Source organism: Pseudoclavibacter sp. Marseille-Q434, from assembly GCF_050315415.1.
Taxonomy (GTDB): domain Bacteria; phylum Actinomycetota; class Actinomycetes; order Actinomycetales; family Microbacteriaceae; genus Pseudoclavibacter.
The window spans coordinates 1,120,652-1,131,874 of record NZ_JBNPQH010000002.1 but is presented as its reverse complement, the minus strand read 5'-3'; the positions used below and the strand labels follow the sequence as shown (position 1 = coordinate 1,131,874).

The 11,223-nt window shown below is 68.6% G+C and carries 12 protein-coding genes; 5 read left to right on the top strand and 7 right to left on the bottom strand.

Going from position 1 to position 11,223, the window contains the following annotated elements; genetic code table 11:
* The coding region (locus ACQFZP_RS12300; protein ID WP_211891488.1) for a hypothetical protein at positions 1 to 262 on the bottom strand (262 nt) is incomplete at its 3' end.
* Positions 259 to 603 carry a PadR family transcriptional regulator gene (locus tag ACQFZP_RS12295; RefSeq protein ID WP_211891487.1) on the bottom strand — a complete coding sequence of 115 codons (345 nt, stop codon included), beginning with the start codon at positions 601 to 603 and terminating at the stop codon, positions 259 to 261. The genes ACQFZP_RS12295 and ACQFZP_RS12300, both read right to left, overlap by 4 nt.
* A 94-nt stretch (positions 604 to 697) precedes the next feature.
* On the opposite strand from ACQFZP_RS12295, the gene ACQFZP_RS12290 reads away from it, so the two are divergent.
* Genes ACQFZP_RS12290 through ACQFZP_RS12280 form a run of 3 tightly spaced genes read left to right on the top strand, consistent with a single transcriptional unit; the run spans position 698 to position 2,011 of the window.
* Positions 698 to 928 (top strand): hypothetical protein, encoded by a 231-nt coding sequence (locus tag ACQFZP_RS12290; RefSeq protein ID WP_211891486.1) that lies wholly within the window; start codon positions 698 to 700, stop codon positions 926 to 928.
* On the top strand, positions 925 to 1,137 hold the full coding sequence (locus ACQFZP_RS12285; RefSeq protein ID WP_211891485.1) for a DUF2945 domain-containing protein: 213 nt from the start codon (positions 925 to 927) through the stop codon (positions 1,135 to 1,137). The genes ACQFZP_RS12290 and ACQFZP_RS12285 overlap by 4 nt, the downstream gene beginning before the upstream one ends.
* A gap of 10 nt (positions 1,138 to 1,147) precedes the next feature.
* Positions 1,148 to 2,011, top strand: a complete 864-nt coding sequence (locus ACQFZP_RS12280; protein ID WP_211891484.1) for a Cof-type HAD-IIB family hydrolase — start codon at positions 1,148 to 1,150, stop codon at positions 2,009 to 2,011.
* A gap of 208 nt (positions 2,012 to 2,219) precedes the next feature.
* Here the strand turns inward: ACQFZP_RS12280 and ACQFZP_RS12275 are convergent, their stop codons facing one another.
* The 4 genes from ACQFZP_RS12275 to rhaI are packed head-to-tail and all read right to left on the bottom strand — an operon-like array spanning position 2,220 to position 8,238.
* Positions 2,220 to 3,479 (bottom strand): alpha-hydroxy acid oxidase, encoded by a 1,260-nt coding sequence (locus tag ACQFZP_RS12275; RefSeq protein WP_104310164.1) that lies wholly within the window; start codon positions 3,477 to 3,479, stop codon positions 2,220 to 2,222.
* Positions 3,480 to 3,498: 19 nt separating this feature from the next.
* Entirely contained in the window at positions 3,499 to 4,980 is a 1,482-nt protein-coding gene (locus ACQFZP_RS12270; RefSeq protein ID WP_211891483.1) for a rhamnulokinase, read from the bottom strand.
* A complete protein-coding gene (locus tag ACQFZP_RS12265) occupies positions 4,977 to 7,013 on the bottom strand; it encodes a bifunctional aldolase/short-chain dehydrogenase (protein WP_211891482.1) in 2,037 nt (678 codons plus the stop codon). The genes ACQFZP_RS12270 and ACQFZP_RS12265 overlap by 4 nt, the downstream gene beginning before the upstream one ends.
* Before the next feature lie 58 nt (positions 7,014 to 7,071).
* The gene (gene rhaI / locus ACQFZP_RS12260) at positions 7,072 to 8,238 is read right to left on the bottom strand and encodes an L-rhamnose isomerase (RefSeq protein WP_104254704.1); all 1,167 of its coding nucleotides are present in this window, start codon (positions 8,236 to 8,238) and stop codon (positions 7,072 to 7,074) included.
* 257 nt (positions 8,239 to 8,495) lie between these two features.
* On the opposite strand from rhaI, the gene ACQFZP_RS12255 reads away from it, so the two are divergent.
* Positions 8,496 to 9,506: a LacI family DNA-binding transcriptional regulator gene (locus tag ACQFZP_RS12255; RefSeq protein ID WP_211891481.1), complete on the top strand. Its 1,011-nt coding sequence runs from the start codon at positions 8,496 to 8,498 to the stop codon at positions 9,504 to 9,506.
* A 249-nt stretch (positions 9,507 to 9,755) separates the two neighbouring features.
* Here ACQFZP_RS12255 and ACQFZP_RS12250 read toward each other — a convergent pair whose 3' ends face one another.
* Positions 9,756 to 10,238 carry a GNAT family N-acetyltransferase gene (locus ACQFZP_RS12250; protein ID WP_249312306.1) on the bottom strand — a complete coding sequence of 161 codons (483 nt, stop codon included), beginning with the start codon at positions 10,236 to 10,238 and terminating at the stop codon, positions 9,756 to 9,758.
* Between the two features lie 68 nt (positions 10,239 to 10,306).
* Between ACQFZP_RS12250 and ACQFZP_RS12245 the strand changes: the two genes are divergently transcribed.
* Positions 10,307 to 11,179, top strand: a complete 873-nt coding sequence (locus ACQFZP_RS12245) for a LysR substrate-binding domain-containing protein (RefSeq protein WP_211891479.1) — start codon at positions 10,307 to 10,309, stop codon at positions 11,177 to 11,179.
* The last annotated feature ends 44 nt before the right edge of the window (positions 11,180 to 11,223 follow it).

The following is an 11,223-nucleotide window of genomic DNA, read 5'->3' as shown; positions in this document are numbered from 1 at the left end:
GGATGAGGAACCCGGCCCCCGCCCCCAGCAGCCCCGCGAGCGCGACGATCCACCAGAGAGCCCTGCGCGTCCAGGTCCGAGGCGCGAAATGGTCCGCGTACTGCTGAGGTGTCCCGAACGAATCCATCGGGTCCTCCCCGGATTCCGCCGTGTGACTCCGCACCTCGCGAACGATGCGCTCGATGGCATCGATCGGGACGTCGCGAAGTTCGAGCTCGTCGGTCAGTTGATCACCGTAGTCGTCCAGCTGTCCGCTGCTCATCTCGTGTTCCTCTTCTCGGCGAGAACCGCCGTCGTCGTCGTCGTGAAGTCCTGCCAGAAGCGTCGGTGCTCCTGGAGCCGGTGCCGGCCCGCATCGGTGACCGAGTAGTACTTGCGACCCGGCCCCCCGGAACCGTCCTGCCACGTCGAGGCGAGGACACCGTCCTGCTCGAGGCGAGCCAGCAGCGGATACAGGGTGCTGCCCTTGATCGTCCCAAATCCAGCCGCCGCGAGTCGCTGCGCGATGAGGTACCCGTAGGCGTCCTCTTCGCTCACGAGTGCGAGCACCGCTCCGGGCAGGGCAGCTCGCACCCACTCGCCCGGCCAGTCAGTCGAAGTCATGACTAGATCATTGCACGGACTAGTGCGCATTCGCATCTAGTCCGCTTCGCGGCGCATCCATTCCACGTCCAGCACGGACGGGCAGGATGCGCACATGAGGAAGCTGCTGCTGAACACATACGCGTGGGTGGCGCTCGCGTTCTTCATCGTCGCGCTCATAGATCTTGGCAACGACGGCAGCATCTGGATCGTCTGGTTCGCGCTCGGCGTGGTGTTCGCCATCATCGCGTACCGCAAGCCGACCCCGAGCACACGAACCGATCCACACTCTGACGGCCCGAACGAAACCGACGGCAGCGACAGCAGCAGCGAGGAGACACCATGACCGCAGACTTCAGCAACGGCGACCGCGTGAGCTGGAACACGTCGCAGGGGCGCACGCAGGGCAAGATCATCGAGAAGAAGACCAAGGACTTCCAGTTCGACGGGCAGAAGTTCACCGCATCGACGGACGAGCCCGCATACCTCATCGAGTCGGAGAAGACTGGGGCGAAGGCCGCGCACAAGGGGTCAGCGCTCCGCAAGCTCTCGTAGGCTTGCCCGCATGGCAGACACCGTTCTCGAGACCGCCGATCGCCACTACGAGACGTCGCTCGACGGCAACGACGTGCGGCTGGTGGTCGCCGACATGGACGGCACACTGCTCCTCGACGACCACACCGTTCCCGACCAGTTCTGGGCGCTGCTGACGCGGATGCGCGAGGCAGGCGTCGAGTTCACGCCAGCGAGCGGCCGCCAGTACGCGACGCTCGCGAAGCTCTTCGAGCGTGACTCGGAGGGCATGTCGTTCATCGCCGAGAACGGCACCTTCGTGGTGCGGGATGGAGCGGAGGTCAGCTCGCTGACGCTCGAGACCGCGTTCATCGCGCGCGCGATCGCGCTCCTGCGGGGCCTCGCCGCAAGTGGCCACGACCTCGGCTTCGTGCTGTGCGGCAAGAAGTCCGCGTACATCGAACGCGGCGACGACGAGTTCATCGCCGAGGCCCGCAACTATTACGAGGCGCTCACCGTCGTCGACGACGTGCTCGACACGGACGACGAGTACGTCAAGATCGCCGTCTACGACTTCGCTGAGGTCGAGACGGGCGCCGCCACCGAGGTCGACGAGCTCCGCGAATCCCACCGAGTCGTCGTCTCCGGCCACCACTGGATGGACATCATGCCGCCAGAGGCCAACAAGGGCAGGGCGGTTCGGCAGCTGCAGGAGCGCCTCGGCGTGACCGCCGCGCAGACGGCAGTGTTCGGTGACTTCTTCAACGACGTCGAGATGTTCCGCGAGGCCGACCGCTCCTACGCGATGGCGGGCGCGCATCCAGAGGTCAAGGAGCTCGCGCGGTACCTCGCGCCCTCCAACCAGGAGCAGGGTGTACTCACCGTCGTGAGCGCGCTGCTGGACGCGAAGGGATAGGTGTCGAAGCACCCTCTACCTAGCGCCGCGCAACGCGGTTTCGACTCTGATGGGTTTTGCCAACCGGTGATGGGTTCCGCCGGACCAGCGTGATGGGTTTCGCTGACCGGTGGTGGGAATTTTCCCATCACAAGTCGCGAAAACCCATCAATCTGGCCGGCTGAAACCGAGCCAGCCCGGCGGCCAGCCCAGCCCAAAGCGTCCGAAACTACGCGCGGTCGGGTGCCGCTTCGATGAACGACGTCGGCACGTAGCGCTTGAGCTGCGTGACGTGCGACGGGTTGAGCTCTTCGAGCGTGTGCGCGCCGAGGAGCTTCATGGTGCGGATGATCTCGTCGGAGAGGATCGCGATGGTGCGGTCGACGCCCTCGCGTCCGCCGGCCATGAGGCCGTACAGGTAGGCGCGGCCGATCATCGTGAAGTTCGCGCCGAGCGCGACCGACGCGACGATGTCGGCGCCGTTCATGATGCCGGTGTCGACGCCGATCTCGAGATCCTTGCCGACCTCGCGTGCGACGGCGGGGAGCAGGTGGAAGGGGATCGGAGCCCGATCCAGCTGCCGCCCGCCGTGGTTGGAGAGGACGATGCCGTCGACGCCGAGGTCGGCGAACGTCTTCGAGTCCTCGAGGTTCTGCACGCCCTTGATGACGATCTTGCCCGGCCACATCTCGCGGATGACCTTGAGGTCCTCGAAGTTGATCGTCGGATCCATGGCCGAGTCGAGCAGCTCGCCGACCGTGCCGCCCGTCGTCGCGAGCGACGCGAACTCGAGTTTCGGGGTGGTGAGGAAGTCGATCCACCACCAGGGGCGCGGGATGGCGTTGATGATCGTGCCGACCGTCAGCTGCGGCGGGATGGAGAAGCCGTTGCGCTTGTCGCGCAGGCGGGCGCCCGCGACGGGGGTGTCGACCGTGAAGTGCAGCGTGTCGAAGCCCGCCTTCGCGGCACGCTCGACGAGGCCGTAGGAGATCGAGCGGTCCTTCATGACGTACAGCTGGAACCAGTTGCGTCCGTTCGGGTTGACCTTCGCGACCTCTTCGATGGTCGTCGTTCCGAGCGTCGACAGCGTGAACGGGATGCCCGCGGCCGCGGCAGCGCCGGCTCCGGCCGTCTCGCCCTCGGTCTGCATGAGGCGCGTGAACCCGGTCGGGGCGATCGCGAACGGCATCGCCATCGGCCCGCCGAGGACCGTGCTGGACGTGTCGACGTTCGCGACGTCGCGCAGCACCGACGGGTTGAACTCCACGTCGCGGAACGCGGTGCGCGCGCGGCGCAGCGACAGCTCGCCCTCGGCGGCGCCGTCGGTGTAGTCGAAGGCCGCCTTCGGCGTGCGGCGCTTCGCGATGCGGCGCAGGTCCTCGATCGTCAGCGCCGAGTTGAGGCGACGGCGGCGACCGTTGAGGTCGGGCTTCTTGAACTGCATGAGCTCGAGCAGCTCGAGGGGCTTGGGGGCTTGACGTTTCACCATGGGGCAGCTGCCTTCGCTTCTATCGGGTGTGCTTCGGGTCGTAGCGGATGATCTGCGTCGATCTCGCGACGATGGATCGGATCTCGGCGAGGCTGTCGGGAACCCAGCCGTGTGCGCGTGCCTGCACCAGCAGGTTACCCATGGCGGTCGCCTCGACGGGGCCGGCGAGCACGGGCAGGCCCGAGCGGTCGGCCGTCGCTTGGCAGAGGAGCGTGTTCTGCGACCCTCCGCCGACGATGTGGATGACGCTCACCGGATGCTCGGCGAGGTTCGACGCCGTCGCGACGGCGTCGGCGAAGGCCTGCGCGAGGCTCTCGACGATCGAGCGGACGATGCCGGCCGGCGTCGTCGGCGCTTCGAGGCCACGCTCGGTGAGCCAGGCGGTGATGCGTCCGGGGATGTCGCCCGGCGCCATGAAGACGGGGTCGTTGACGTCGAAGATCGGCACGTCGCCGGCGACCTGCGCCGCGTCTGCGAGCAGCTGCTGGAGGGTGCTCGAGCGCTGCGCATCCGTCGCCGCAGGCTCCCAGTGGCGCTGCGATTCGGACAGCAGCCACAAGCCCATGACGTTGTGCAGGAAGCGCACGCGGCCGTCGACGCCGCCCTCGTTCGTGAAGTTCGCCTCGCGAGCGGCGTCGGTGACGACGGCCTCGTCGAGCTCGAGGCCGACGAGTCCCCACGTGCCGCACGAGACGTAGGCGAAGTCGCGGCCCGTGTTGGGGATGGCGACGATCGCGGAGGCGGTGTCGTGGGAGCCGACCGCGACCACGTCGATGTCGCGTCCGACAACCCGAGCGGCCTCGCCCTCGAGCGAGCCGAGCACGGCGCCCGGGTCGACGAGGTGCGGCAGGATGCGCGCGGGCACGCCGACCTGCTCGGCGAGCTCCGCATCCCACTCACGAGTGTCGGCGCGGAGCAGACCGGTCGTGGAGGCGTTGGTGCGCTCCGCGACCTGCGCGCCCGTCAGCCAGTAGGCGAGCAGGTCGGGCAGGAGCAGCATCTGCTCGGCGAGCTCGAGCAGCTCGCCGTCGGTGGCGAGCTGGAAGACCGTGTTGAACGGCAGGTGCTGGAGGCCGTTGCGGCGGTAGAGCTCCTCCGGCGACACGATGGCGTGCACGGCCTCGACGCCGCGCGCGGTCCGCTCGTCGCGGTACGCGTACGGAACACCGAGGACACGACCGTCGCGCAGCAGCGCGTAGTCGACGGCCCACGAGTCGATGCCGATGCTCGCGATCTGGCCGGGCGCATCCCGCTCCGCCGCCGCCAGCCCGTCGAGGACGTGCTGGTACAGGCCGAGGAGGTTCCAGTGCAGCCCATCGCGGGTGCGCACCGGGTTGTTCGGGAAGCGCGCCTCGTGACGCATCGTGAGCACGCCATCCGTGATCGTGCCCGTGATGACACGACCGCTCGTGGCGCCGAGGTCGACCGCCGCGACCGTGCGAGGCGCATCCGCCCCACCGCGGCCGCCGGCAGCCGTCCCCTTCGCAGCAGACTCGGTCATCGCAGGAAGGCCGCCGCGACGCCCGAGTCGACGGGGATGTGCAGGCCGGTCGTGCGCGTGAGCTCCGGGCCCGTGAGCACGTACACCGCGTCGGCGACGTTCTCGGGCACGACCTCGCGCTTGAGGATGGTGCGGTTCGCGTAGTACTGGCCGAGGTCTTCTTCCTTCACGCCGTAGGTCGCGGCGCGGTTGGCGCCCCAGCCTGCCGCGAAGATGCCGGAGCCGCGCACGACGCCGTCGGGGTTGATGCCGTTGACGCGGATGCCGTGCTCGCCGAGTTCGACCGCGAGGAGGCGGACCTGGTGGGCCTGGTCGGCCTTCGTCGCCGAGTAGGCGATGTTGTTCGGGCCGGCGAAGACGGAGTTCTTCGAGGAGATGTAGATGACGTCGCCGCCGAGCTTCTGCTCGATGAGCGCCTTGGCGGCGGCCTTCGACACGAGGAAGGAGCCCTTCGCCATGACGTCGTGCTGCAGATCCCAGTCCTTCTCGGTCGTCTCGAGCAGCGGCTTCGAGAGCGAGAGGCCGGCGTTGTTGACGACGAGGTCGATGCCGCCGAACGCGAGGAGGGTCGCGTCGATGGCGGCCTGCACGCCGGCTGCGTCCGCGACGTTCGCCGCGACGCCGATCGCGACGTCGGTGTTTCCGAGCTCAGCCGCTGCGGCCTGCGCCTTCTCGAGGTCGAGGTCGGCGACGACGACGCACGCGCCCTCGGCCGCGAGACGGGTGGCGATGGCCTTGCCGATACCGGATGCGGCGCCAGTGACGAACGCGATGCGCCCCTGGTGCGTCTTCGGCTTCGGCATGCGCTGCAACTTCGCCTCCTCGAGTGCCCAGTACTCGATGCGGAACTTCTCCTCGTCCGAGATCGGGGAGTAGCTCGAGAGCGCCTCGGCGCCGCGCATCACGTTGATCGCGTTCAAGTAGAACTCACCGGCGACGCGTGCGGTCTGCTTGTTCTTGCCATACGAGAACATGCCGACGCCCGGGACGAGCACGATGAGCGGGTCGGCGCCGCGGATGGCGGGCGACTCGGCCGTCGCGAACTTGTCGTAGTAGGCCTTGTAGTCGGCGCGGTACGCCGAGTGCAGCTCTTCGAGGCGGGCGAGCTGCTCCTCGAAGGATGCCGTGGTCGGCAGGTCGAGCACGAGCGGCTTGACCTTGGTGCGCAGGAAGTGGTCGGGGCAGCTCGTCCCGAGGGCGGCGAGCTCGGCGAGCTTCTCGCTCGCGAGGAAGTCGAGCACCCGCTCGTCGTCGGTGAAATGCCCGATCATCGGGGCGTCGTGCGACGCGACGGCGCGGATCGAGGGTGCAAGTGCCGCCGCACGAGCGCGACGCTCGTCTGCGGGGAGCGCCTCGAAGCCGCTCACGACGCCGCCGAACGGGTCGGCCTTGCCGTGTGCATCGATGTATGCCGCTGCAGTGTCGATGATCCAGAGCGAGTTGCGCTCCGATTCCTCCGACGTGTCACCCCAGGCCGTGATGCCGTGGCCGCCGAGGATGCAGCCGATGGCCTGCGGGTTCTCGTCCTTGATGTTCGCGATGTCGAGGCCGAGCTGGAAGCCGGGGCGGCGCCAGGGCACCCAGACGACCTTGTCGCCGAAGATCTTCGCCGTCAGCTCCTCGCCGTCGGCCGCCGTCGCGATCGCGATGCCGGAGTCGGGGTGCAGGTGGTCGACGTGCGCCGCATCCACGAGGCCGTGCATGGCCGTGTCGATCGACGGAGCGGCTCCGCCCTTGCCGTGGAGGCAGAAGTCGAAGGCCGCGACCATCTCGTCCTCGCGCTCGACGCCCGGGTAGACGTTCGTGAGCGCACGGAAGCGGTCGAGGCGCAGCACGGCCAGGCCCTGCTCGGTGAGCGTGCCGAGGTCGCCCCCGGAGCCCTTCACCCAGAGCAGCTCGACGGGTTCACCCGTCACGGGGTCGGTCTCGGTGCCCTTCGCGGACGTGTTGCCACCCGCGTAGTTCGTGTTCTTCGGGTCTTCGCCGAGGCGGTTGCTGCGCGAGATGAGATCGGCTGCTGCTGGGTTCGTCATGTCAGTTCCTTCGAAGCTCTGAGGTCGTGAAGTCGTGGGCTCGTTGGCGCGGTGGCGCTTACGCGCCCCAGCTGGCCTGGACGCCGCCGACGCGCTCCTCGGCGACCTGCTGCTCGTAGCCGGATGCGCGGAACGCGGCGAGCGGGTTCGCGGGCAGGCCGCGCGACTCGCGCCACTCGGCGAGGGCGGGACGCACATCCGTCGAGAACGCATCCATGTAGACCTCGTGCGCGACGAGCACGTCGCCCGACTTCTGGGCCGCTGTGAGGGCGTCCTTGTCGATGAGCAGCGCGCGCGCCGTCATCTCCTGCACGTTGAGGACAGAGCGCATCTGGCCCTGGATCTTCGACTCGACGTTGTGGCACTGGTCGAGCATGAAGGCCACGTCCGGGTTGTTCAGCCCGCCGCCGCGGATGACCTCGGCGAGGATGCGGAACAGCTGGAACGGGTCTGCCGAGCCGACGATGAGGTCGTCGTCGGCGTAGAAGCGCGAGTTGAAGTCGAACGAGCCGAGGCGGCCGAGGCGCAGCAGCTGCATGACGATGAACTCGATGTTCGTGCCAGGCGCGTGGTGGCCGGTGTCGAGGCAGACCATGGCCTTCTCGCCGAGGGCCGCGACCTGCACGTAGCTCGTTCCCCAGTCCGGAACATCCGTGTGGTAGAACGCCGGCTCGAAGAACTTGTACTCGAGCACGAGGCGCTGGTGGTCGCCGATGCGGGCGTAGATCTCCTGCAGCGAGTCGTGCAGGCGGTCCTGGCGGCCGCGCAGGTCGGCCTGGCCGGGGTAGTTGGAGCCTTCGGCGAGCCAGATCTTCAGGTCGCGCGAGCCGGTCTCGTCCATGACGTCGATGCAGCGCAGGTGGTGGTCGATGGCCTTGCGGCGCACCGCTGCGTCTTCGTGCGTGAGGGCGCCGAACTTGTAGTCGTCGTCCTGGAACGTGTTCGAGTTGATGGTGCCGAGCTCGACGCCGAGGTCTTCAGCGTGCTTGCGGAGGGCGGCGAAGTCGTCGACCACGTCCCATGGGATGTGCAGGGCCACGCTGGGGGCGAGCGCGGTGTACTTGTTGACCTGGGCCGCGTCGGAGATCTTCTCGAACGGGTCGCGCGGCGTTCCTGCCGTCTGGAACACCTTGAATCGGGTGCCTGAGTTGCCGAACGCCCAGGACGGGAGCTCGATGCCCTGTCCTTCGAGCGCTGCAAGCTGGTCTGCGGAGAGGATGCTCACGGTTCGTCGCCTTCATTGGTCGGTTGTGGGTCTGCCCCGGGCCGAACGACGTCGTCCACGGCTCCGGGAACACGATCAGGTATTGAATCGTTTCAGTGCGTTCAGGTTACGAGGCGGCGTCCGCGAAGTCAAGAACGTTTCAATCGCGTCGCAGCGCCGGGGCAGAACTGCCCGCCGAACGCACGACGCCGCGCCGAGGACGAGGTCCGGGAGCGCTCACCCGTGGCCTATCCTGCTCAGTACACCAAAGGAGGCCCATGGCAGTCAGCGTGCGCGACGTCGCGACTCTCGCCGGCGTCTCCGTTGGCACGGTCTCGAACGTCCTGAACCACCCCGAGAAGGTGTCCGAGGCAACCGTCGAGCGCGTCCAGTCGGCCATCGAGGAGCTCGGCTTCGTCCGCAACGACGCCGCCAGGCAGCTGCGCGCCGGCGAGAGCCGCACCGTCGGCCTCATCGTGCTCGACCTCCGCAACCCCTTCTTCACCGAGGTCGCACGCGGCGCGGAAGAGCGCGCCGCCGAGCTTGGCTTCTCAGTGCTCGTCGCCAACAGCGACGAACAGGAGGAGCGGGAGCGCACCCACCTCGGGCTCTTCGAGGAGCAGCGCGTCTTCGGGGTGCTCGTCACGCCCATGGCGGCGAACATGCCCCAGCTCGAGCTCCTGCACAAGCGCGGGACGCCGGTCGTGCTCGTCGACCGCGAGAGCGACGACGAACGCTACCCATCCGTCGCCGTCGACGACCGAACGGGCGGCCGCATCGCCGTCGAGCACCTCCTCGAGACCGAGCACCGACGCATCGCGTTCGTCGGCGGCCCGATGGAGATCCAGCAGGTCACCGACCGCTTCGAAGGAGCCCGCGACGCGGTGAACGAGGTCACCGGCGCGACGCTCGAGGTGCTCGCGACGGATGCGCTCTCCATGTCAGAGGGCCGGCGCGCGGGGCTCGTCCTCGCCGAGCGAGGCGCCGCAGAGCTGCCGGACGCCGTCTTCGCCGCCAACGACATGCTCGCGCTCGGCCTCCTCCAGAGCCTGCAGGGCACCAGCCATGCGAGGGTGCCGGAGAACATCGCCCTCATCGGCTACGACGACATCGACTTCGCCGCCTTCGCATCGACGTCCCTCAGCTCCATCCACCAGCCGGCGCACCTCATCGGGTCCAAGGCCATGGACCTCCTCGTCGCATCAGCCCGCGACCCGAAAGCCAGCCCTGAGCACATCCGCTTCACTCCGGAGCTCGTGCCCCGCGCGTCCACAACGCCTCGCGTCTAGCGCCCCCGCGCCGCTCAACCTCCCGGAGGCCCGGGGTTCGCGCACCTCCCCGCGCCGCCCGGCATGCACAACCCCCAGGCCTAACGGCAACCCGCGCGCAGACCTCGGGGTTGCGCACGCGCATCCGATGGTGCGGATGCTCAAGCCCCAGGTCTTGCAACCGGGGCGGAGGCAGCAGGCAGGCAGCAGACAGGCAGGCAGGCGGCAGGCAGGCAGGCAGGCAGCAGACGCGCAGAGGCGCCTGTGCCCTCAGACCAGGTCGAGATCCATGAAGACGTCGGCACGCGAGTAGGGGGTCGGTGCGTGCGCCGATGCTGGCACGTGTCGGAATCCGACCGACTCGTAGAGGCGAACGGCCGGAGCCAGCGACTGGTTGCTCTCGAGCATGAGCTTCGTGAGGCCCTGCTCGCGCGCAGTCTCGATCGCGGCCGTGATGAGCATCCGCCCGATCCCCGCCCCGCGGGCTTCCGGGGCGACCGCCATCTTGACCAGCTCAGCGACGCCCTCGCCGACCCGCAGTAACGCGACGCAGCCCACGCGCGCCTCACCGTCGCGTGCGATCAGCACCGTCCCGCCCTGGTCGACGATCGCGCGCTGAGGGTCACCGAGCACGGCACGGTCGGCGTCCTCGAGCGCGAAGAACGTGGTGATCCACTCCTCGTTGAGGGTGCGGAATGCCGCCGCGTCCGCGTCATCCTGCAGCGGGGCGATGGTGATGGTCGTCGTCGTCATGAGCTGAGTTTCGCGAAGCGAAGGCCGCGAGTCCAATACGGATGCGCACGCATCCATAAGCTGGATGCATGGATCTGGAGATTCGAGCGCTTCGGTCGTTCCTCGCGCTCGCTGACGAACTGCACTTCGGCAGAGCCGCGGCCGCGCTGCACGTGGCGCAGCCCGCGCTGTCCCAGCAGATCAAGCGACTCGAGACGGAGCTCGGCGTCGAGCTGTTCGCCCGCTCCTCCCGCAGCGTGAGCCTCACCGCGGCGGGCGTCGTGCTCCGCGAGCGGGCCATCTCGCTGGTCGCGCAGTCCGAACGCATCGTGGATGAGGTCACCCGCATCGGCCGCGGAGAGCAGGGCAGACTCGACGTCGGGTTCGTCAGCTCAGCACTCCCGCTCGGCCCCGTCGAACGGGTCCAGCGGTTCGGAGCACGATTCCCTCGAGTGCACATCGAGCTCTTCGAAGGATGGACGGCGCACCTCCTCGTGAAGGTCGCGCTCGGCGAGCTGGACCTCGCGATCGTCCGCGACCCGGACCCCGTCGACGGTGTGCGGCTGACGCCGTTCCGCGCGGAAGGGTTCGTGGCAGCCGTGCCCCTCGCGCACCCACTCGCGACGCGGGGCAGCATCCGCGCGAGTGAGCTGGCCGGCGACCCCTTCGTGTTCTTCCCCGCCGAAGCCGGGGCGCTGGCGACGGAACGCAACCTCGCGCCAGTGCTGGCAGGCGGGCGGATGCCGACCATCGTGCAGACAGGGAGCACCTGGACGACGCTGCTGCACCTCGTCGCGGCTGGCATCGGGGTGACCGTGGCTCCCGCGAGCACCGTCCTCTCCCCGCCGCCAGGCATCGCGGTGCTCGGTCTGACGGACACCGACGCCTTCAGTGAGCTCGCGTGGGCATCGCGCGCCGACGATCACCGGCCCATCCTGCGCGCCTTCATCGACGTGGACTGAGAGATCATCGCCGGGGGTCGGGGGCCTGCGCGACCCGTGCCCGC

Bases quoted from the DNA above. Each gene is read 5' to 3' on its own strand.
- ACQFZP_RS12295 (WP_211891487.1), bottom strand. From the start codon at position 603: ATGACTTCGACTGACTGGCCGGGCGAGTGGGTGCGAGCTGCCCTGCCC.
- ACQFZP_RS12290 (WP_211891486.1), top strand. From the start codon at position 698: ATGAGGAAGCTGCTGCTGAACACATACGCGTGGGTGGCGCTCGCGTTC.
- ACQFZP_RS12285 (WP_211891485.1), top strand. From the start codon at position 925: ATGACCGCAGACTTCAGCAACGGCGACCGCGTGAGCTGGAACACGTCG.
- ACQFZP_RS12280 (WP_211891484.1), top strand. From the start codon at position 1,148: ATGGCAGACACCGTTCTCGAGACCGCCGATCGCCACTACGAGACGTCG.
- ACQFZP_RS12275 (WP_104310164.1), bottom strand. From the start codon at position 3,479: ATGGTGAAACGTCAAGCCCCCAAGCCCCTCGAGCTGCTCGAGCTCATG.
- ACQFZP_RS12270 (WP_211891483.1), bottom strand. From the start codon at position 4,980: ATGACCGAGTCTGCTGCGAAGGGGACGGCTGCCGGCGGCCGCGGTGGG.
- ACQFZP_RS12265 (WP_211891482.1), bottom strand. From the start codon at position 7,013: ATGACGAACCCAGCAGCAGCCGATCTCATCTCGCGCAGCAACCGCCTC.
- ACQFZP_RS12255 (WP_211891481.1), top strand. From the start codon at position 8,496: ATGGCAGTCAGCGTGCGCGACGTCGCGACTCTCGCCGGCGTCTCCGTT.
- ACQFZP_RS12250 (WP_249312306.1), bottom strand. From the start codon at position 10,238: ATGACGACGACGACCATCACCATCGCCCCGCTGCAGGATGACGCGGAC.
- ACQFZP_RS12245 (WP_211891479.1), top strand. From the start codon at position 10,307: ATGGATCTGGAGATTCGAGCGCTTCGGTCGTTCCTCGCGCTCGCTGAC.